Raw genomic sequence first — 20,615 nt, 5'->3', positions numbered from 1 at the left:
CCTCCAGGGTAAAGCCTAAGTGTAGGCAGAAATTCGCCGCTCACCCACCCGGCACACCATGCCCTGAAAAGGCAGGCCTACGCCGATTCTCGTGCCACCAGCTGAAAGCCGATATCTATAATCACCCCGCTGTCTTCTCCCCCTTCGATGCGGTCAGCCAGCAGCGTAGCGGCCCGTTCACCGATGGCATGACGGTCGACGCTGACGGTAGTGATAGCCGGACGATTGCTGGCGGCGAAATCCAGATCGCCAAAACCGATCACCGCCAGATCCTGCGGTACGCGTAGCCCCCGGCTTTCGGCTTCCATAATCGCCCCCTGGGCGAGGGTGTCTGAGCTGCAGATGATCACATCAAACTCGCTGGCGGCGAGCAGCTCCGCCAGACCGCGCCGCCCCAGCGCCAGCGACGCCGGGAGCGGCACTTCAACCTGAGGCGCATCGTCCAGCCCTTTTTTAGCCAGTCGGGCACAGAGCCCCTGCTTACGCAACATCGCGCGCGCATCGCCCGCCCACAGCAGGCCTGGTCGCTGGTAGCCTTTCTCCAGTACATACTCGCCAATGGTTTCGCCAACTTTTTCATGGGAAAAACCGACCAGCATATCCAGCGGCGTCGGGGTGAGATCCCAGATTTCCACCACCGGCGTGGCGGCGTTAAGAATCGTTTTCTTTAACAGCGGCGCATGCTGGATGCCGGTTAACACCACGCCATCAGGGCGCCGCGAAAGCAAGGTAGAGACCAGCTCGGCCTCGGTCTGCCGGTCATAGCCCGCCACGCACAGCAGCATATGGTAGCCGCGCGCCGCCAGGGTATCGCTCAGCGCCTGGATGGTATCGACAAACATATTGTTATTGATTTGCGGTACCACGACCGCCACCAGCTTGCTGCGCCTGGAGGCGAGGCCGCCGGCCAGCGCATTGGGGATATAGCCCGTCGCCTGCACAGCCTGCATCACTTTCTCTACCGTTTTTGGCCTGACCAGCTGGGGCGTATTCAGCGCCCGACTGACCGTCATCGGCGACAACCCGGCGCTGCGAGCCACATCCTCCAGCGTCGGCGCCCGCGTCGGTTTTTTGCTTTTCACGGCTAAGCCCCTGTGTTAAGTCGTTTCCTGTGGGCATTATTGATGATGCCCCACGCAATTGCCAGCGCCCGCCGCGTCTCCCCTAACAGAATCAACGACCTGCAATAGAAAATGTTATCGCTATCATTATGACTTGTCACTTTTCACAAACTGTTTTGGATTGTGACCTGCACAGCAAAGTTTTCGCCTTTATAACGGCCAATTGTGATCGTTTGTACAAATTAAAACCACTAGCGTAGCGTCAAAAGCATTTCACCATTACAAATGATAGCGCAATCATTTTATTATCAAAAAGGACACTACTATGACCTCAAGCGCCAATTCCGAGTCCGTAACCTACGCCAAAGCTTTCGGCGTCAAAACCGCCGCTGAAACCGGTGACCGCATTGACCACGTTAAACTGTCGCTGGCTTTTCTGCCGCTGGCCACCCCCGTCAGCGATGCCAAAGTGCTGACCGGTCGCCAAAAACCGCTGACCGAAGTGGCGATTATCATCGCGGAAATTCACTCCCGGGATGGATTCACCGGCGTCGGCTTTAGCTACTCGAAACGTGCGGGCGGCCAGGGTATTTACGCTCACGCCAAAGAGATAGCCGATAATCTGCTTGGCGAAGATCCGAACGACATCGACAAAATCTACACCAAACTGCTGTGGGCCGGGGCTTCCGTCGGCCGTAGCGGCATGGCGGTACAAGCTATCTCCCCTATCGATATTGCCCTGTGGGATATGAAAGCCAAACGCGCCGGTCTACCGCTGGCCAAACTGCTGGGTTCACATCGTGATTCCGTGCAGTGCTACAACACTTCCGGCGGCTTCCTGCATACCCCCCTGGATCAGGTGTTGAAAAACGTGGCTATCTCCCGTGAAAACGGCATCGGCGGGATTAAACTGAAAGTCGGTCAGCCTAATACTGCCGAGGATATCCGTCGTCTGACGGCGGTGCGCGAAGTGCTGGGTGATGACTTCCCGCTGATGGTCGATGCCAACCAGCAGTGGGATCGCGAAACCGCCATCCGCATGGGGCGCAAAATGGAGCCGTTCAATCTGATCTGGATTGAGGAGCCGCTGGATGCCTATGACGTCGAAGGCCACGCGCAGCTGGCTGCCGCGCTGGATACGCCGATTGCCACCGGCGAGATGCTGACCAGCTTCCGCGAACATGAGCAGTTGATCCTCGGCAACGCCAGCGACTTCGTGCAACCGGACGCCCCGCGCGTCGGTGGGATCTCCCCGTTCCTGAAAATAATGGATCTGGCCGCGAAGCACGGTCGCAAGCTGGCTCCGCACTTTGCCATGGAGGTGCACCTGCATCTCGCCGCCGCCTACCCGCTGGAGCCATGGCTGGAGCACTTCGAGTGGCTGAACCCGCTGTTTAACGAGCAGCTAGAACTGCGCGATGGGCGGATGTGGGTTTCCGAACGCCATGGTCTGGGCTTCACCCTCAGCGAGCAGGCCCGCCGCTGGACCCAGCAAAGCTGCGAGTTTGGAACTCGCCCGTAATGACTTTTCCCGGATGACGGCGTCCACGCCTTATCCGGGCTACCGGCCCGCAAACCACTGAGAACCCGTAGCCCCGGTAAGCGCAGCGTCACCGGGAATAAACCTCTGACCCGCTGTACTCGCAATACACGAAATCCGTCAGCAAGCATCAAAGCGGCCTGAAAGATGACGTGTCTTCACAACCCTGCAAAGGAGTTGAATAACATGCAACAGCAAATAAAACGCAGCAACGTGCGTTACGGTATATTGGTTTTTTTATTTCTCGCGACCGTATTTAATTATGCTGACCGGGCCACCCTGTCCGTTGTCGCGCCGATGATGAGTAAAGAGTTAGGTTTTGACCCTGAAGCAATGGGCCTGGCCTTTTCGGTGTTTGGTATTTCCTACGTCATTATGCAAATCCCCGGCGGCTGGCTGCTGGATAAATATGGTTCGCGGTTGGTCTACGGCTGCGCGCTGATTGGCTGGTCGGTCGTCACTATGTTTCAGGGCACTATTTATCTGTTTGCCAGTCCGCTGGTGGTGCTGGTGATCCTGCGTCTGATGATGGGGGCCATTGAAGCGCCCGCTTTTCCGGCCAACAGTCGCCTGAGCGTCCAGTGGTTCCCCAATAAAGAGCGTGGATTTGTCACCTCGGTCTATCAGGCCGCGCAGTATATTTCGCTGGGCATTATTACGCCGCTGATGACCATCATTCTGCATAATTTAAGCTGGCACTATGTTTTTTATTATATTGGCGCTATCGGGGTGGTGCTGGGAATATTCTGGCTGGTAAAAGTGAAGGATCCTTCACATCATCCTAAAATTAACCCGCAGGAGCTCGATTATATTCGTGAAGGCGGCGGCGTACCGGAATTAGGTAGCCAAAAAACGCCGCAAAAATTAACTCTCGCGCAGATTAAAAGCATCTGCGTCAATCGCATGATGATCGGGGTTTATATCGGCCAGTTCTGCGTCACATCGATTACCTGGTTCTTCCTCACCTGGTTTCCGACTTACCTCTACCAGGCCAAAGGCATGTCAATCCTCAAGGTCGGGTTTGTCGCCAGTATCCCGGCCATAGCTGGATTTATCGGTGGCCTGCTGGGCGGCGTGTTTTCGGACTGGCTGCTGAAACGCGGTTACAGTCTGACCACCGCTCGTAAGCTCCCGGTGATCTGCGGCATGCTGCTCTCCTGCGTCATTGTCGTCGCCAACTACACCTCCTCGGAAGTGGTGGTGATCGCCGCCATGAGTCTGGCGTTCTTTGCCAAAGGTTTCGGGAACCTCGGCTGGTGCGTGCTGAGCGACACCTCGCCGAAAGAGATGCTCGGTATTGCCGGTGGCGTGTTCAATATGTGCGGCAACCTGGCGAGCATCATTACCCCGCTGGTCATCGGGGTGATCCTCGCCAACACCCACTCGTTTGATTACGCCATCCTCTACGTCGGTTCCATGGGCGTGCTGGGCCTGTTCTCCTATCTGTTTATCGTTGGGCCGCTGGATCGCTTGACGCTCACTCCGCGCACCGTTTGATTGAAGACCCTGGCGAGCATTCGCCTCCGCTGTTTCGCGTCGTACTCCGGCGAAACAGCGGTTTTTTAGTAGGTTATCCCCGGCGGGTTGACCACCGACTGCGCCACCGCCTCGCCCTGCTCTCCCCAGCGCGCCAGCACCTGCTGATATTCACCGCGGGCAATCGCCCCGTCGAGGGCTGCCTGCAGGGCAAAGACCAGGCCGTTGCCTTTTTTGGTGGTTGTCGCCACCCACGCTTTTTTCGGCCCCAGGCCCACCACCCGGGTCTGGCCGTTAAGGGCGGCCTTATAGGCTGCCACCGACTGCGGGCCGAAAAAGATATCCGCTCGCCCGGACTGGATATAGAGGTTGCCGGAGGCATCATCGGTCAGGTAGACCGGCTGGGCCAGCGGCCGCCCGGCGGCACGGTTGTCGTCGTTCCAGCCCAGCAGGATCCGCTCCTGGTTGGTGCCGGAACCGACGATCACTTTGCGCCCGGCGAGGTCAGCGGGTCCGTTTACCGCGGCGATGTCGCTGGTGGATTTCACCGAGAAGGCCAGGGAATCCACCCGGTAAGTCGCAAAATCGAACTTCTCTTTGCGCTTCTCGGTCACCGCGATATTGATCAGCGCCACGTCATAGCGGCCGGAGGCGATGCCCAGCGGCCAGTCCTCCCACGCGGTGGGCACCAACCTGAGCTTCAGGCCAAGGCTTCCGGCCAGCAGGCGGGCCATATCCGGGTCGCTGCCGATCCGCGTGCGGTTGTCGCTGGCCAGCAGCGCCAGCGGCGGCGAATTGAGCGCCGAGATCGCCACCGTCAGCGTCCCCGGCTCGACGAAGCGATAGCCCGGCGGAATTTTCGCTATCGCCTGCGGGTCGCGGGTGACCGGCAATGGCTGCTCATTGGCGCGCAGATCCAGCGCCGCCTGAGCGCTCATGGCAAAAGCGCTGAGAACAAGGGTCATTAGCGCTCTGTTCATGACGGCAGCACCCTGGATAAAAACTGTCGGGTACGCGGATGCTGCGGATGGTTGAGCACCTCGTCGCTGCTGCCCTGCTCGACGATCCTGCCGTCGACCATAAACACCACCTGGTCGGCCACCTCGCGGGCAAAGCCTACCTCGTGGGTCACCACCACCAGGGTGGTACCGGAGCGCGCCAGCTTCTTGATGACATCCAGTACCTCGCCCACCAGCTCGGGATCCAGCGCCGAGGTGGGCTCATCAAACAGGATCACCCGCGGGTCCAGTGCCAGCGCCCGGGCAATCGCGATACGCTGCTGCTGCCCGCCTGAGAGATGCCGCGACCAGGCGTCGGCTTTATTGCGCAGTCCTACGACGTCCAGCAGCTCATAGGCGCGGGCAATGGCCTCTTTGCGCGTGACCTGCTTGTGGGCGATCGGCGCCTCAATCAGGTTCTCCAGCACCGTCAGGTGCGGAAACAGGTTAAAGTTCTGGAACACGTAGCCGACGTTGATCCGCTGGCGAAGAATTTCCTTTTCTTTCATCTCATACAGCTTGTCGCCTTTGCGGCGATAACCAATATAGTCGCCGTCAATCTGAATAAATCCCTCATCGACACGTTCGAGGTGATTGATGGTGCGCAGCAGCGTCGACTTGCCCGAGCCGGAAGGGCCGAGGATCACCGTTACCGTGCCCGGGGGGATCTCCAGCGACACATCGTCCAGCGCCTTGTGGCGGCCATAGTATTTGCTGACCCCGGTGATAGAGATATGGCCATTATGAGAGCTGGGCATGAACGGCCTCCTGCGGCTGTGGTTGACGTGCGGGTTGATTCAGACGACTGCTGCGGGCGCTGTTTACCGCCGAGCGGCGCTCGCTGCGCGCCAGGGCGCGTTCCACCAGATACTGAATGGCGGAGAGGACGCTGGTGATCGCCAGATACCAGGCGGCGCCAACCATCAACAGCGGGATCACCTCCTGGGTACGGTTGTAGATCATCTGGATGGTGTAGAACAGTTCCGGCATCGCCAGGACGTACACCATCGCCGTTCCCTTGGCCAGACTGATGATCTCATTGAAGCCGGAGGGCAGGATGGTGCGCAGCGCCTGCGGCAGAATAATGCGCAGCGTACGTCGCCAGGCGGGAAGCCCCAGTGCAGCGGCGGCTTCATACTGCCCATGGTCGACCCCCAAAAAGCCACCGCGAATGATCTCCGCGGTATAGGCGCTCTGCACCAGCGTCAGGCCCACCACCGCCGTGGAGAATTGCCCCAGCACGTTAATGGTCTGATAGCTGGCCCAGGTGACGCCGGTAAACGGGATCCCCAGCGACAGGGTGTCGTAGAGATAGGAAAAGTTGTACAGAATAATCAGCACCACAATCAGCGGCAGCGAGCGAAACAGCCAGATATAACCCCAGGCGAGGCTGCTGAGCAGCCACGATGAGGATAAGCGGGCCAGCGCCAGCAGGCCGCCGAAGATCACGCTCAGCACCGTGCCGAGCAGGGTCAGGAGCAGGGTTTGTCCCAGCCCCTCGAGGATCACCGGGTCGAAGAACCAGCGGGCGAAGACGCCCCACTCCCAGCGCGGGTTAAAGGCCACCGACTGGATCACCACCGCCAGCACCAGCAGGGCGACCAGGGCCCCGACCACCCGCAGCGGATAGCGCGCCGGCACCACTTTTATTGTTTCAGATGAATGCATCATGCCTCCTCAAGCGCTGTGACTGAAGGCGCTCACCGCCAGCGCTTTAGTGAACCGCAGCCGGCCGTCATAGGGCGGCTGACTGTACTCTTCCGGGTCTCGCGTGAGGTCAAACTGCGCCTCATACCCCTGGCTGAGATAGAGCTTTACCGCCTCCGGCTGACGGAAGCCGGTGGTCAGGTAGATATGGCTGTACCCGGCCAGCACCGCCCGCCGTTCCAGCTCCTGGACCACCTTCGCCGCCAGCCCCTGCTGGCGCAGACGGCGGTGCGTCCAGATACGTTTGATCTCCGCGGTGTGGCGATCTTTCGGTTTATAAGCGCCGGTGGCGATAATTTCTCCCTCACGCTCAAGGACGATAAACAGCCCCTGCGGCGGCAAATACCACTCAGTCAACTCCACTTCCGCATCGCGGGAAAAATAGTCGCCGTAGCGGGCGGCATATTCGGCAAACAGCCCGCTAATAATCGGCTGCAGCTCCGGTGCGTCCGGAGAAATATCGCGGAATGCTTCGCTCATCGCGCCTCCTGTCAGTCGCCCAGTCCGGGTGGGTTGATTTCTGATTGCGGAATACTCTCCACCCCTTCGCCCCAGCGGTTAAGCACTTTGGCGTAATCGCCGCTGGCGATAGCGCCGTTCAGCGCCGCCTGGACGGCATTCACCAGCCCGCTGTCTTTTTTCAGCGTCACCGCGATATGCGCCGCTTTCGGCCAGCCACCATCGACGCTGCCCACCAGTTTGGTTTTGCCGGTCAGCGCCGCCTTCCATGCGCCAATCACGTTGGGGCCGAAAAAGGCGTCGGCGCGCCCGGTCTGCAGGGCCAGCGTCTGGGCGGCGTCATCCTTGGTGTAGACCGGGGTAAACGGCTTCAGCCCCTTCTTGACGTTCTCCGCGTTCCACGCCAGCAGGATCGCCTCCTGGTTAGTACCGGAGCCGACGATAATCTTCAGCCCGGCGATGTCCTCCGCCTTGTCAATTTTGTTCAGCGGACTGGTGCTTTTGACGTAGAAGCCCAGCGAGTCTTTACGGTAGGTGGCGAAATCGAACTTCTCTTTGCGCTCTTTGGTGACGGTAATATTGCTGATCGCGGCATCATATTTGCCGGAGGTAACCCCCAGCGGCCAGTCTTCCCATGAAGTAGGAACCACGTTCACTTCCAGTCCAAGGCTCTCCGCCACCAGCCGGGCGATATCCGTCTCGCTGCCGAGCAGGGTTTTGTTGTCATCGGCGAAGACCGTCAGCGGCGGTGAGTTCAGGGCTGCCACCGCGACGGTGAATTTCCCCGGCACCGCCAGATGCAGATCTTTCGGCAACAGCGCAATGGCCTGTGGATTTTTCGCTGTGTGAATCGGCGTTTTGTTGGCCTCCAGGCTCACCCCGGTGCCATTGATCTTGACGTCCTGGGCCCACGACGAGGCGCTAAATGCCAACGCGACGGCCAGCAAGAGTGTTGTTTTCTGCATAGCGTGATTCTCTTTTATTATTTTTGGAATTGATTAGCAGGTAGCGCCAGACCCAGACTTTCCCGCAGGGTGGTGCCCGGATAGTCGCGACGGAACAGGCCGCGCGCCTGTAACAGCGGAACCACCTCATCCACAAAGCGCGGGAAGGTTTCCGGCGTGCCGCCCTGAATAATGAAACCGTCCGCCGCGTGCTGTTCGAACCACAATTGCAGGCCATCGGCGACATCGCTGGCGGTGCCGGTAAAGCGCGGACGCGGACTCGCTGCCTCCAGGGCCACCTGGCGCAGGGTTAATCCCCGCTCGCGGGCGTGACGTTTAATCTCGTCGGTGGTGCTGCGGAAGCTGTTTTGTCCGAGGTCGCCAATATCCGGGAACGGTTCATCAAGCGGATACTGCGAAAAATCATGATGTTCGAAATACCGCCCCAGATAATTCAGCGCATCCTCGATGGAAACCAGCGCCGCGGTAGTCTGGTACTGACGTTCCGCATCCTCGGCGTCATCCCCGACGATGACGCTGACGCCCTGGAAGATATGCAGTTGGTCCGGGGTGCGCTGATATGCGCTGAGTTGGCTTTTGACATCCTGATAAAATGCCTGCGCCTCGGCCAGCGATTCCTGATGGGTAAAAATGGCATCGGCGTGGCGTGCGGCTAATTTCTTGCCGTCGTCCGACGCGCCGGCCTGGAAAATAATCGGTCGTCCCTGTGGCGTGCGGGCAATATTTAGCGGCCCGGCCACTTTAAAGAAATCGCCATGGTGATCGAGCGTATGCAGTTTATTTTTATCAAAGAACTGGCCAGTCTCCTTATTGCGCACAAAGGCGTCTTCTTCCCATGAATCCCATAAGCCTTTCACCACCTGCAGATATTCATCGGCAATGCGATAGCGCAGCGCATGATCCGGATGCTGGGCCCGGGAGAAGTTTTTCGCCGACCCTTCCAGCGGCGAAGTGACGACATTCCACCCCGCCCGTCCCTGGCTTAAATGGTCGAGGCTGGCGAACTGGCGGGCGGTAGTAAACGGCTCGCTGTACGAAGTGGATAAGGTCCCCACCAGTCCCAGACGCCGGGTGACCGCGGCCAGCGCGGAAAGTACCGTTAAAGGTTCGAAGCGATTTAAAAAATGGGGAATCGATTTTTCATTGATATATAACCCGTCGGCGACAAAAATAAAATCCAGCTTCCCCTCTTCCGCTTTTAACGCCGTCTGCGTGACAAAGTTAAAATTAATACTGGCGTCCGCCTGCGCCGCCGGATGACGCCAGGCGGACATATTTCCCGATGCGCCATGTAATATCGTTCCCAGACGCAATTGTCGATTTTCAGACATAGTTCCCCCTTCCCCTGTCATCCATTAAATATGTTGTAATGCCTGTTCCGCCAGCTGGGCGAAATAGTGCGCTGCGGGCGTAATAAGCCGTTCGTCCGGATTAAATGCCGGATGGTGCAGACCATATTCGCTGGCGCTGCCGATGCTGACGAACGCCCCGGGAATATGCTGAAGATAGACCGCAAAATCTTCGCCACCGAGATGCAGATCGGCGTGATGGGTGCGGTACCCGGCCTGGGCCGCCACGTCGCTGGCGAAGTCGGCCCAGCGGGCGTCATTGACCAGCGCCGTCGGGCCGGCATACCAGAAGACGTCAATCTGTGCGCCAAAGGCGCTGGCGAAACCGGCCGCGATCTCGCTGACCCGGGCCTTGACCCGCTGCTGCACTTCACTGCTGTGAGTGCGCAGCGTCCCTTCCAGCTCGACGCTCTCCGGCAGCACGTTCCAGGTATTGCCTCCCTGGATCCGCGTCACGCTGAGCACCACCGAGTCGAGGGTGTTCACTTCCCGACTGGCCACGCTCTGCAGCACCGTCACCAGCTGGCTGGCCAGCAGGATCGCATCCTTTCCTTCATGTGGACGGGCGGCATGCGCCCCCTTCCCGGTCACTTTGAAGACGAAGCGGTCGACGTTGGCGTAGAACGCGCCGCCGCGGGTGGCAAATTCGCCCACCGGCAGGCCGGGCTCATTGTGCATGCCAAAGATCGCCGACACGTCCTCCAGCGCCCCGGCGCGGATCAGGGTTTTCGCGCCGCCAAAATTTTCCTCCGCCGGCTGAAACAGGATCCGCACCCGCCCCGGGAGTTCCGCTTCCCGCTCCTTCAGCAGCAGCGCCGCCCCCAGCATTACGCTGGTGTGAATATCATGGCCGCAGGCATGCATCACCCCTTCATTTTGCGAGCGGTAAGGCAGACCGGTCGCCTCCTCGATGGGCAACGCGTCGATGTCCGCCCGCAGGGCAATCACCTTGTCGCCGCTGCCGACTTCGGCGACCAGCCCGGTTTTCAGATCGAAGGGCAGCAGAGTCAGCCCGCCGCTCTGCAGCCAGTCGCGGATCCGCGCGGTGGTGGCTACCTCCTGCAGGGAGAGCTCCGGGTTCTGGTGCAGCTCGCGCCGCCAGCTAATCAGTTGTTGTTCAAAGGACATTCAGCACCTCCTTGCCGTAGTGAGCCTGCGCCAGCAGGCGCAGGGAGTGCAGGCGCGCTGGCCCGTCGCTAATAGGGGTATCAATGATTAATTCATCCAGCTGATCTTCCGCCTGCAGCGCGTCAAGCCGGGCTTTAACCTGTTCGGGAGTACCGGAGATCAGTGAAGATTCGCGGCGGTGGATGCGTGTCGGCCGGCTGCCAGCCTGGCGGGCAAAGGCGACGGCCTGAGCCTCACTGCCGACGGTCACCCGCTGGCCGTTCTCCAGCTCCACGCCCCACACCTCGACCTGCTGCGCCAGCGCAGCGGCGGTGGCCGGATCGTCAGCCACCACCACCTGCACGGCGACGATCGCCTCACGCGGGCTGAGCTCGCGCCAGCGGTTGATCACCGTGCGGCGCAGCGCGCTGTCGCCATTGAGATGGGCCGCAAACACGAAGTTCCAGTCAAGACGGGCGGCCAGTTCCGCACTCTCCAGGCTGGCGCCGAGCAGAAATCCGTCGGCCCGGCGCGGCGGGATCGGCGTGGCGCGCAGGCTCTCCTCTCCCCCTGGCTCAGTCAGTGACAGCCAGTTATCCAGCTGCGCCAGCTGATCGGCAAAGGTCCCTTTCTCCTCCTGATGCAGGCCCTGCTGCAGGGCGCGGGTGGAGAGCGGCAGGCCGCCAGGCGCCTTGCCCACCCCGAGATCGATGCGACCCGGCGCGAGGGCAGCCAGCAGGTTAAAGTTTTCCGCGACTTTATAGGGGCTGTAGTGCTGGAGCATGACGCCGCCGGACCCAAGACGAATGCGCCGGGTGTGGCCCAGCAGCCAGGCGATAACCAGCTCCGGCGAGGGGCTCGCCAGCTGATCGGTATTGTGGTGTTCGGCGACCCAGAAGCGGTGATAGCCCCAGGCTTCGGCGTGTTGCGCCAGCGTTAATGTACGCGCCAGCGCCTGCGCGGCGGTTTCCCCGGCGGCAAGCGGACTTTTATCCAGGATACTGATTCGATAAGACATTTCGCAGGCTCATATGAAAGTACGTGCCTGCATTATTAAAATCTCAGCTAACTATTGAGAAACAATTAATTCACATGTGTACTGCTGAAAATTAGATATGCCCGCCTGGCCGCTGCGCTTCCAGCTCGCGGAGCAGCGCCTCAGCCTGCCGCGGACTGCGCACCCGGACGAAGCGAATATGACGATATTGCGGATCCTGCATATCGGCCAGATAGCGTCGGCGATTCTGCCGCCAGGTTTTCAGCGTCCAGAGGATAATGGATTCCCGGCTGCAGAACGAACGGCGAAAGCTCTCGCGGTTGCCCGTGCCCGGCCACAGCTCCTGATGCCGCCACGCCCGGCTCGTCGCCCGCCACACCGCCTGGCGCAGCGTGCGCCAGAGGCTATAGTCGACCCAGATCACCAGATCCACCTCGCGCCATTTGACGCTGCGGCTGCGATTGTAATTGCCATCCAGCACCCAGCCCGGCGAGGCCGTAGCGGCGGCAATAGCGGCGAAAAACGCCTCATCCGGCGTGCCCTGCCAGTTCGGCCGCCAGTACAGGCGATCGAGCTCGATCCAGGGTAGTCCCAGCCTGTGCGCCAGGCGCCGGGCCAGAGTGGATTTGCCTGAGCCGCTGGTGCCGACCACGTTGATGTTCATCTCTGTTTCTCCCTGGTAGCCAAACGAATACTTATTTCAATGTTAAATGGCGTATATAGTAGTGATGTTTATCAATGATAAAAGGTGTTTTCAGGATGAACCCCTATGAAGCCCGCTACAGACAACTGTTAGCCAACGGAGCCAGCGCCTGGGCGGGTGATGGTTTTGCCAGGGCAAAGATACAACAGGAAAAAACATTTCATTGGCTGGATGCCCATGGCTATTTACCCGCTCCCGGCGCGCCGGTACTTGAACTGGGATGTGGCAATGGTGCCATGGCAGCCCAGTATCTGGCGGAAAGAGGCTATGCCGTATCGGGTGTTGATGTGTCCGAAACGGCGATCCGCTGGGCAGAAGACCGTTTTCAGCAAGCGGGTCTGGACGCCACATTTTTCGTCGGCAACGTCTGTCATCTTTCTCAATGTGAGGATGCCCAGTTTGCCTTAATCATTGATGGCAGCTGTTTACATTGTCTGCTGGAAGATGAGCGTCGCCGTTTTTTCGCCGAGGCGAGAAGATTGCTGAAACCCGCAGGCCGGCTGGTGATCGGCTCGATGTGCGGGCTTCCTCGTTATGCTGAAGACCTCGCCACTTACGATCCTGTCAAGCATCATCTCCTGAAAGAGGGGCAGCCCTGGCGTACGCTTAAACCCCTCCCGGCTTTACTGAATGAGATACAGCAGGCGCAGTTTAGCGTCCTTGCCACCGATGTTAAGCACAATGCCTGGTGGGATCATGCCACCATCGTTTGTTCGGCAAACGGGCCGTCGGCTGATCCTCAGGAGAGTTAATTTCAGGCTGACCGCGCCATCTGTTATGCAGCGCCAGTGAAGATGGCGCTGCCGCCAACAAAGCAGTCTTTATCCAGCGTCAGGCTGGCGATTTTATGCACCGGGCCACGCATACGGACCTGAAAATCCGCGTCGAAGGTGATGTGCAGCTGACCACCAGGCATGTTGACATCCACCCGATCGTCCACCTTCCCTAACCGGCGCATCGCGCTGGCAGCCGCGCAACTGCTGCTCCCGGAGGCCATCGTGAACCCCGCGCCCCGCTCCCAGATACCAATCTTTAGCGTATGGCGATCGATAACTTCCACGAACTGGACATTGGTGCGTTTGGGGAACAAGGAATGGTTTTCGATTTGCGGCCCTAAACGATGAACCTGCGCCAGGTCGAGCTTATCGACGAGGACAACGCAGTGGGGATTGCCCATGGAGACCAGCACGACGGACAGGGTTTCATCCGCCAGCGGCAAAGGATAATTCACCGCCTCAGGCAAATTCACTAAGGCGGGCAGCGCCGCCGGATTGAAATTCGCCCGCCCCATGTCAACGCTAATCTGATGAACATCGCCATGCACAGTGCAATAGACGTCACCGCCCGCCGTATGTACCAGAAAGGGCTCATGGCCAACACGACCGATATCAAAAAGATAACGCGCATAGATCCGTAGCCCGTTACCGCTTTTCTCCGCTTCGGAGCCGTCCGGATTGATAATACGCAGTGTGGGATTGATCTGATCGCCGCTGTCGATCAGCAGACCATCCGATCCCACGCCATAGTGGCGATGGCACAGCATTTGAATATGCTCGTTGCTCAACTGTTCGGCAACGTCGCGATGGCATACCAGGTAATCATTACCCAGCCCGTGATATTTATGAAAGTGTAAGGGTGTCATTGTGTGGGTTCGCCTGGCGCTGCAGTTTTTTGGACATCTTACATTACATTCACCGTCTTGATGAATTAAACCCTGCGTTGTTAACCGTGGTGGTCATTCTGCTCCACTGCGTCCGGCTATCAGACTGGCGCCTCCCCTCCGTCGGGCTTACACTCTGCGTACCTGTGAGCGGTATTCATCAATCCGGAAAGATTATGCTAAAAGAGAACGTAAACGATCTGCTCTCCTTTATGGTGGTGGCGCGTGAGCGCAGCTTTACCCGCGCAGCGGCCCAGCTCGGCGTGTCACAGTCGGCGCTCAGCCATGCCATGCGCCATCTCGAAGCGCGTCTCGATGTGCGGCTGCTGACCCGCACCACCCGCAGCGTGGTACCGACCGAGGCGGGTGAGCGACTGATACAGCGCCTCGGTCCGCATCTGGAGGAGATGGAGCGGGCGCTGACCGCGCTGCGCGATACGCGCGAACGCCCGGCGGGCAACCTGCGCATCACCGCCGGGGAGCATGCCACCAGTACTGTACTCTGGCCGGCGCTAAAGCCATTTATGCTGCAATATCCGGATATTAACATCGAAATCACTGTTGATAATGGCCTCACGGATATCGTGGATGGCCGGTTTGACGCCGGGGTGCGACTCGGCGAACAGGTGGCGAAAGAGATGATTGCCGTGCGCATTGCCCCGGATATGCGGATGGCGGTAGTGGGTTCGCCAGCCTATCTGCAGCAGGCCGGTACGCCGCAGACGCCCTGGGATCTTGCGCAGCATCGCTGCATCAATCTGCGCCTGCCGACACGAGGTGGACTTTACGCCTGGGAGTTTGCCCGCGACGGCCGGGATATCCAGGTCCGGGTGGAGGGGCAAGTGATCCTCAACAGCCTGCCGCAGCGCATCGATGCGGCGGAGGCGGGCCTCGGTCTGGCCTACGTTCCGGATGACTGCGTGGCGGAGGCCTTAGCCAGTGGCCGGCTGGTGCAAGTGCTGGCGGACTGGACCCCTACCTTCCCCGGCTACCATCTCTACTACCCCAGTCGACGCCAGCATACCAGCGCTTTCACTCTGTTGCTGGAAACTCTGCGACGCTGATCTCATTGATAAATCTGTCAAATGCTATCGGTAAATGTTTTAGGTGCGTAACTATTACGTTACGTGTAGGATTCAGCGCCATGTCTGAGCTTATCTCCTACGTCAGAATGATGAGAAAGCCAGCATAATGTGCCAGCCGTCATCCACTCCGGCTGCAAACATGGGCATTGACAGGAAACTGATACATCAATGAATACGAAACACGACACTGCAGCGGAGCACCATGCTGCGAAACGCCACTGGCTCAACTCACATGAAGCGGGTTATCACAAAGCGATGGGCAACCGTCAGGTACAGATGATCGCCATCGGCGGCGCTATCGGTACCGGTTTGTTCCTCGGCGCCGGGGCACGTTTACAAATGGCAGGGCCAGCGCTCGCCCTGGTCTATCTGGTCTGCGGCATCTTCTCCTTCTTTATTCTTCGCGCCCTCGGCGAACTGGTTCTCCACCGCCCCTCGAGCGGCAGCTTCGTCTCCTATGCCAGGGAATTCCTCGGTGAAAAGGCCGCTTACGTGGCCGGCTGGATGTACTTCGTTAACTGGGCCATGACCGGGATCGTCGATATCACCGCCGTGGCGCTGTATATGCACTACTGGGGCGCGTTTGGCGATGTGCCACAGTGGGTCTTCGCCCTCGGCGCGCTGGCGATCGTCGGTACCATGAACATGATCGGCGTAAAATGGTTCGCCGAGATGGAGTTCTGGTTCGCGCTGGTCAAAGTGCTGGCGATCGTTGCGTTCCTCGTGGTCGGCACCATTTTCCTCGGCTCCGGTAAGCCGCTGGACGGCAATGCCACCGGCTTCCATCTGATCACCGATAACGGCGGCTTCTTCCCTCACGGCCTTCTGCCGGCGCTGGTGCTGGTGCAGGGCGTGGTCTTTGCCTTCGCCTCCATTGAACTGGTGGGCACCGCGGCCGGTGAGTGTAAAGATCCGGAGTCGATGGTACCGAAGGCCATCAACAGCGTGATCTGGCGTATCGGCCTGTTCTACGTCGGTTCGGTGGTGCTGCTGGTGCTGCTCCTGCCGTGGACCGCCTACCAGGCAGGACAGAGCCCGTTCGTCACCTTCTTCTCCAAACTGGGCGTACCGTATATCGGCAGCGTAATGAACATCGTGGTGTTAACCGCCGCCCTCTCCAGCCTCAACTCCGGCCTCTACAGCACCGGACGTATCCTGCGCTCCATGTCGATGGGGGGCTCCGCGCCGAAGTTTATGTCGAAAATGAGCCGTCACCACGTCCCTTACGCCGGGATCCTGGCGACGCTGGCGGTGTATGTGGTGGGGGTGTTCCTCAACTATCTGGTGCCGTCGCAGGTGTTTGAGATCGTGCTTAACGTCGCGTCGCTGGGGATCATTGCTTCCTGGGGCTTTATCGTGGTGTGTCAGATGCGTCTGCGCAAAGCGATCAAGGAAGGAAAAGCGGCGAAGGTGAGCTTCAGAATGCCGGGGGCGCCATTCACCTCCTGGCTGACGCTGCTGTTCCTGTTCAGCGTGCTGGTGCTGATGGCCTTCGATTATCCGAACGGCACTTACACCATTGGCTCAATTCCACTGCTGGCGGTGCTGCTGGTAGCTGGCTGGTTTGGCGTGCGTAAACGCGTGCATGCGATCCACAGTACGGCGCCGACGCTCAGGAAGTAACTGGCAGGACTCCCGGTTTGCCCGCGACGGACAAACCGGGAGGTCAGGATTTAGTTATCCTCAACCAGCTGCGACACGTCGCTACTGTTAATTTCCCGCTTATTACCAGACTCATCGATATAGCTGGTCATCCCCGTTTCTTTATCCAGCTGCGGCTTGCCGTGGGTGACGATCGTCTGACCGCTTTTGGTGGTCATAACGTAGTTGGACGAACAGCCTGCCAGCAGCGCCAGCATCGCACCGGCGCAAATCACCATAAATGGCTTTTTCATTTTATCTCCACTGATTACCACTGCCCGCGCAAGGCGGGAAAGCGTTAAGTGTATAATCATCTGGTTTATCAGGCCAATACGCGTTTGTAACAGAGGGTGAGGTGCCGGGCGGCATGCGGGGCGCGACCTTGACCGATCGTCGTCGCCCCGGGCATCTTACAGCGCGATGCGGATCACGTCGTCCGGCGCGGTGGCCTCTTTCTCACGGCTGGAAGCCTGTTTCACGCTGACATACAGCGTTTTGCCGTCATCAGAAAGCGCCAGGCTGTTGGGGTGAGTCGGCGTTTTAAAGGTCTTCACGATCTTGTAGCGCTTGCCATCGATAACGCTGACTTCCCCGGCCTTACGGTGCGTCACATAGGCTTCATTACGCGTCGGGTTAAACAGCACCGCCAGCGATTCCGGCGCGGCGATTTTCTCCAGCACCTTACCATCGCGGGTATCGACCACCAGCACTTCCGGCTGCTTGCTGTCGGTAATAAAGGCGCGGTGACCGGCGGTATCAAGGCTCAGGTTTAAGTAGAAGTGCGCTTTGCCATCGTCCTGCAATTTCTTGCGCGACACAATGGTATTGCTCTCGCTGTCGATGGTCAGCAGTTCGCCGTCGGCATTGGTGGTATAGAGGCGTTTCGCCTGCGGATCGATCGCCAGACCCGTCGCCATTGCCCCGGTGCCGGTAATAGTGGTTTTCAGCTTCAGGGTCGCGCCATCTACCACCCAAATCACGCTCTCTTTGCCCAGACCGGTAATGTAGACCGTGTTGGTCTGCTCATTGACCGCCAGCTCGCGCGGTTGCAGTGGGCGTACGGTTTCACTGCGCTGACGCTCGTCCAGCACCAGACGCCCTTTCACGGCGCCGGTTTTGGCGTCAATGGCGGTGACGGTGCTGTCGACGGTATTGCCAAACCACAGCGTGCCGGTGGCATGGTTGATAGCAGCGCCGAACGGCTTCAGATCGTTGTGAATAATCTGCGTCACGTCCAGGGTGGTGGGGTCAAGACGATAAACAATACCGCCCTTGTCCAGTGAGCGACTCTGCGACGTGGCGACCCATAACGCGTTCTCCTGCTGGCTGTAGGCCATTTCGTAGGCCCCTTTCCCGACGGCCTTACGCAGCATCTCATCCGCAGCGTGGGCGCTAAAGCTACCTGCCAGCAGCAGAGAGGTGAATAACAGTGAATGGCGCAGACGCGGCGCGGCAAAATGACGTAGTGACATGACGACTCCCTTTGATAAACCAGTATGTGCTGACCCGACATCGCTTCCGGCGGTAAAGTCCTGGCTTTACCCTTATTTTTGAATGCGAATAGTAATCATTATTTATCTCAAAGTGGAGCGCTAATTGTTGTTGTTCGGTAAATTCATCAGCAAGAAGCACTATCCGTTAACCAACGGCGGTTAATAATTTTCAAATGTTTTACAAACGGGGTAACATATCTACATATGTTCCATTTGGTTCGTCTCCCGAGTACTATCGATGAAAATCCTGTCCGTGCGTCACGCCGCCCTGCCGGCGCTGCTGCTACCGCTGATTGCCGCGGCCCAGACCGCTGATGAACAAACCATGGTGGTGACCGCCGCGCCAACCACTGTTTCTGAACTGGATACCCCCGCCGCCGTCAGCGTGGTCAATGGGGATGAAATGCGCCAGGCCGCCCCGCGCGTCAATCTCTCTGAATCACTGGGCGCCGTACCGGGCCTGCAGGTGCAGAACCGGCAAAACTATGCCCAGGATCTGCAACTGTCGATTCGTGGCTTTGGCTCTCGCTCCACCTATGGCGTGCGCGGGCTACGCATCTATGTCGATGGTATTCCGGCGACCATGCCAGACGGCCAGGGGCAGACCTCGAATATCGATATTGGCAGCGTCGACACCATTGAGGTGCTGCGCGGCCCCTTCTCTGCCCTGTACGGTAACTCGTCCGGCGGGGTGATCAACGTCACCAGCCAGACCGGCACCCAGCCGCCCACCGTGGAAGCCAGCAGCTACTATGGCAGCTTCGGTACCTGGCACTACGGGATGAAGGCCACTGGCGCCGTTGGCGACGGCAGCCATGCAGGCGATGTGGATTACACGGTCTCGACCAACCGCTTCACCACTCATGGCTATCGCGATCACAGCGGCGCACGCAAAAATCTGGCGAACGCCCGACTGGGGGTGCGCATCAACGATGTCAGTAAGCTGACGCTGCTGCTGAACAGCGTGGATATCAAAGCCAATGACGCCGGCGGCTTAACCGCCGACGAATGGCGCGATAACCCGCGCCAGTCGCCGCGCGGCGACCAGTATAATACCCGCAAGAATACCCGGCAGACCCAGGCCGGCCTGCGCTACGAGCGCCAGCTGAGCGCCCAGGACGATCTCAGCGTCATGATGTACGCCGGTGAACGTGAAACCACGCAGTTCCAGTCGATCCCGCGCGCGCCGCAGCTGAAACCGAGCCATGCCGGCGGGGTGATCGATCTCACCCGTCACTACCAGGGAATCGATACCCGCCTGACCCATCGCGGAGAGCTGCTGGTGCCCGTCACCCTGACCGCCGGTCTCGATTACGAGAACATGAGCGAGCGCCGTAAAGGGTATGAAAACTTTGTGATGGTCAACGGCGCGCCGCAGTATGGCGAACAGGGTGCGCTGCGCCGTAACGAACGCAACCTGATGTGGAACGTCGACCCCTACCTGCAGACCCAGTGGCAGTTAACGGACAAACTCTCGCTCGATGCCGGGGTTCGCTACAGCTCAGTATGGTTCGACTCGAATGACTACTACATCACCCCAGGCAATGGCGATGACAGCGGTGATGCCAGCTATCACAAGTGGCTGCCCGCAGGCTCGCTGAAGTATGCTCTGACCGACGCGTGGAACGTCTACCTCTCCGCTGGCCGCGGCTTCGAGACGCCGACCATTAACGAACTGTCATACCGCTCCGATAACCAGAGCGGCCTTAATTTCGGCCTGAAGCCCTCCACCAACGACACAGTGGAGATCGGCAGTAAGACGCGGCTCGGCAATGGGCTGCTCACCGCCGCTCTGTTCCAGACCAATACCGATAATGAGATCGTGGTCAACAGCAGCAGCGGCGGGCGCACCAGCTATAAAAACGCCGGCAAAACCCGTCGTCAGGGGATGGAGCTGGGACTGGATCAGCAGTTTGGCGAGAGCTGGCGTCTGAAGGCGGCATGGACCTGGCTGGACGCGACCTATCGCACCAACGTCTGCGACGACGCCAGCTGCAACGGCAACCGCATTCCGGGGATCGCGCGCAATATGGGCTACGCCTCCTTTGGCTATCAGCCGGAGCAGGGCTGGTACGCCGGCAGCGATATTCGCTACATGAGCGACATCATGGCCAATGACGAAAACACGGCTAAAGCGCCTTCCTGGACGGTGGTTGGCCTGACGACCGGCTATAAATGGAGCTACGGCAGGATGGACATGGATCTGTTCGGCCGCGTCGACAACCTGTTCGACCGGGAGTACGTCGGGTCCGTTATCGTTAATGAGTCCAACGGGCGCTACTACGAGCCTGCTCCCGGACGCAACTACGGCATCGGCCTGAACCTCGCCTGGCGCTTCGAATAACACGCCCCTTCCCCGCCGGCGGTGATTGGC

At 59.2% G+C, this 20,615-nt stretch carries 17 protein-coding genes and 1 pseudogene; 6 read left to right on the top strand and 12 right to left on the bottom strand.

All coding sequences use genetic code 11. From position 1 onward, the window contains the following. Positions 1-77: 77 nt before the first annotated feature. Positions 78-1,082, bottom strand: a complete 1,005-nt coding sequence (locus SP68_RS11750) for a LacI family DNA-binding transcriptional regulator (RefSeq protein WP_016161162.1) — start codon at positions 1,080-1,082, stop codon at positions 78-80. A gap of 304 nt (positions 1,083-1,386) precedes the next feature. Here SP68_RS11750 and SP68_RS11745 point away from each other — a divergent pair, with 304 nt between their 5' ends. After that, positions 1,387-2,583 (top strand): L-talarate/galactarate dehydratase, encoded by a 1,197-nt coding sequence (locus tag SP68_RS11745; RefSeq protein WP_012541576.1) that lies wholly within the window; start codon positions 1,387-1,389, stop codon positions 2,581-2,583. Positions 2,584-2,787: 204 nt separating this feature from the next. Next, positions 2,788-4,098 (top strand): MFS transporter, encoded by a 1,311-nt coding sequence (locus SP68_RS11740; protein ID WP_040968573.1) that lies wholly within the window; start codon positions 2,788-2,790, stop codon positions 4,096-4,098. A gap of 65 nt (positions 4,099-4,163) precedes the next feature. On the opposite strand, the gene SP68_RS11735 is transcribed toward SP68_RS11740, so the two are convergent. The 8 genes and pseudogenes from SP68_RS11735 to SP68_RS11695 all read right to left on the bottom strand — a co-directional run bounded on the left by SP68_RS11735 (position 4,164) and on the right by SP68_RS11695 (position 12,323). Further along, positions 4,164-5,015, bottom strand: coding sequence for a transporter substrate-binding domain-containing protein (locus tag SP68_RS11735; RefSeq protein ID WP_162499970.1), 852 nt, complete (start codon positions 5,013-5,015; stop codon positions 4,164-4,166). A 38-nt stretch (positions 5,016-5,053) separates the two neighbouring features. Continuing rightward, on the bottom strand, positions 5,054-5,833 hold the full coding sequence (locus tag SP68_RS11730; RefSeq protein ID WP_008804710.1) for an amino acid ABC transporter ATP-binding protein: 780 nt from the start codon (positions 5,831-5,833) through the stop codon (positions 5,054-5,056). Continuing rightward, positions 5,817-6,743: an amino acid ABC transporter permease gene (locus SP68_RS11725; protein WP_008804709.1), complete on the bottom strand. Its 927-nt coding sequence runs from the start codon at positions 6,741-6,743 to the stop codon at positions 5,817-5,819. Before SP68_RS11725 ends, SP68_RS11730 begins: the two co-directional genes overlap by 17 nt. Positions 6,744-6,752: 9 nt before the next feature. Continuing rightward, entirely contained in the window at positions 6,753-7,262 is a 510-nt protein-coding gene (locus SP68_RS11720; protein WP_008804708.1) for a GNAT family N-acetyltransferase, read from the bottom strand. Between the two features lie 11 nt (positions 7,263-7,273). Then, positions 7,274-9,537: pseudogene (locus tag SP68_RS28870) on the bottom strand (NtaA/DmoA family FMN-dependent monooxygenase). Between the two features lie 24 nt (positions 9,538-9,561). Continuing rightward, on the bottom strand, positions 9,562-10,683 hold the full coding sequence (locus tag SP68_RS11705) for a M20 peptidase aminoacylase family protein (RefSeq protein WP_022065414.1): 1,122 nt from the start codon (positions 10,681-10,683) through the stop codon (positions 9,562-9,564). After that, positions 10,673-11,680 carry an MsnO8 family LLM class oxidoreductase gene (locus SP68_RS11700; RefSeq protein ID WP_012541571.1) on the bottom strand — a complete coding sequence of 336 codons (1,008 nt, stop codon included), beginning with the start codon at positions 11,678-11,680 and terminating at the stop codon, positions 10,673-10,675. The genes SP68_RS11705 and SP68_RS11700 overlap by 11 nt, the downstream gene beginning before the upstream one ends. 91 nt (positions 11,681-11,771) lie before the next feature. After that, a complete protein-coding gene (locus SP68_RS11695) occupies positions 11,772-12,323 on the bottom strand; it encodes a P-loop NTPase family protein (protein ID WP_022065415.1) in 552 nt (183 codons plus the stop codon). A gap of 95 nt (positions 12,324-12,418) precedes the next feature. On the opposite strand from SP68_RS11695, the gene SP68_RS11690 reads away from it, so the two are divergent. After that, positions 12,419-13,114 (top strand): class I SAM-dependent methyltransferase, encoded by a 696-nt coding sequence (locus SP68_RS11690; RefSeq protein ID WP_012541569.1) that lies wholly within the window; start codon positions 12,419-12,421, stop codon positions 13,112-13,114. A 23-nt stretch (positions 13,115-13,137) separates the two neighbouring features. Here the strand turns inward: SP68_RS11690 and dapF are convergent, their stop codons facing one another. Beyond that, positions 13,138-14,004, bottom strand: a complete 867-nt coding sequence (dapF, locus tag SP68_RS11685; protein WP_008804701.1) for a diaminopimelate epimerase — start codon at positions 14,002-14,004, stop codon at positions 13,138-13,140. 194 nt (positions 14,005-14,198) lie between these two features. Between dapF and SP68_RS11680 the strand changes: the two genes are divergently transcribed. Then, positions 14,199-15,086, top strand: coding sequence for a LysR family transcriptional regulator (locus SP68_RS11680; RefSeq protein WP_008804700.1), 888 nt, complete (start codon positions 14,199-14,201; stop codon positions 15,084-15,086). A 189-nt stretch (positions 15,087-15,275) separates the two neighbouring features. Beyond that, positions 15,276-16,730, top strand: coding sequence for an L-asparagine permease (gene ansP / locus SP68_RS11675; protein WP_008804699.1), 1,455 nt, complete (start codon positions 15,276-15,278; stop codon positions 16,728-16,730). A gap of 50 nt (positions 16,731-16,780) precedes the next feature. Here ansP and SP68_RS11670 read toward each other — a convergent pair whose 3' ends face one another. Together SP68_RS11670 and yncE are read right to left on the bottom strand one after the other, a co-directional pair. Beyond that, entirely contained in the window at positions 16,781-17,002 is a 222-nt protein-coding gene (locus SP68_RS11670; protein ID WP_002906779.1) for a YgdI/YgdR family lipoprotein, read from the bottom strand. 156 nt (positions 17,003-17,158) lie between these two features. Next, positions 17,159-18,220: a 7-bladed beta-propeller protein YncE gene (gene yncE, locus SP68_RS11665; protein WP_008804698.1), complete on the bottom strand. Its 1,062-nt coding sequence runs from the start codon at positions 18,218-18,220 to the stop codon at positions 17,159-17,161. A 259-nt stretch (positions 18,221-18,479) separates the two neighbouring features. On the opposite strand from yncE, the gene pqqU reads away from it, so the two are divergent. Further along, positions 18,480-20,585 carry a TonB-dependent receptor PqqU gene (gene pqqU, locus SP68_RS11660; protein ID WP_022065416.1) on the top strand — a complete coding sequence of 702 codons (2,106 nt, stop codon included), beginning with the start codon at positions 18,480-18,482 and terminating at the stop codon, positions 20,583-20,585. Positions 20,586-20,615: the final 30 nt, after the last annotated feature.

The organism is Klebsiella variicola (assembly GCF_000828055.2).
Taxonomy (GTDB): domain Bacteria; phylum Pseudomonadota; class Gammaproteobacteria; order Enterobacterales; family Enterobacteriaceae; genus Klebsiella; species Klebsiella variicola.
The sequence above is the reverse complement of the archived record's forward strand: the minus strand, read 5'-3'. Positions and strand labels throughout refer to the sequence as shown.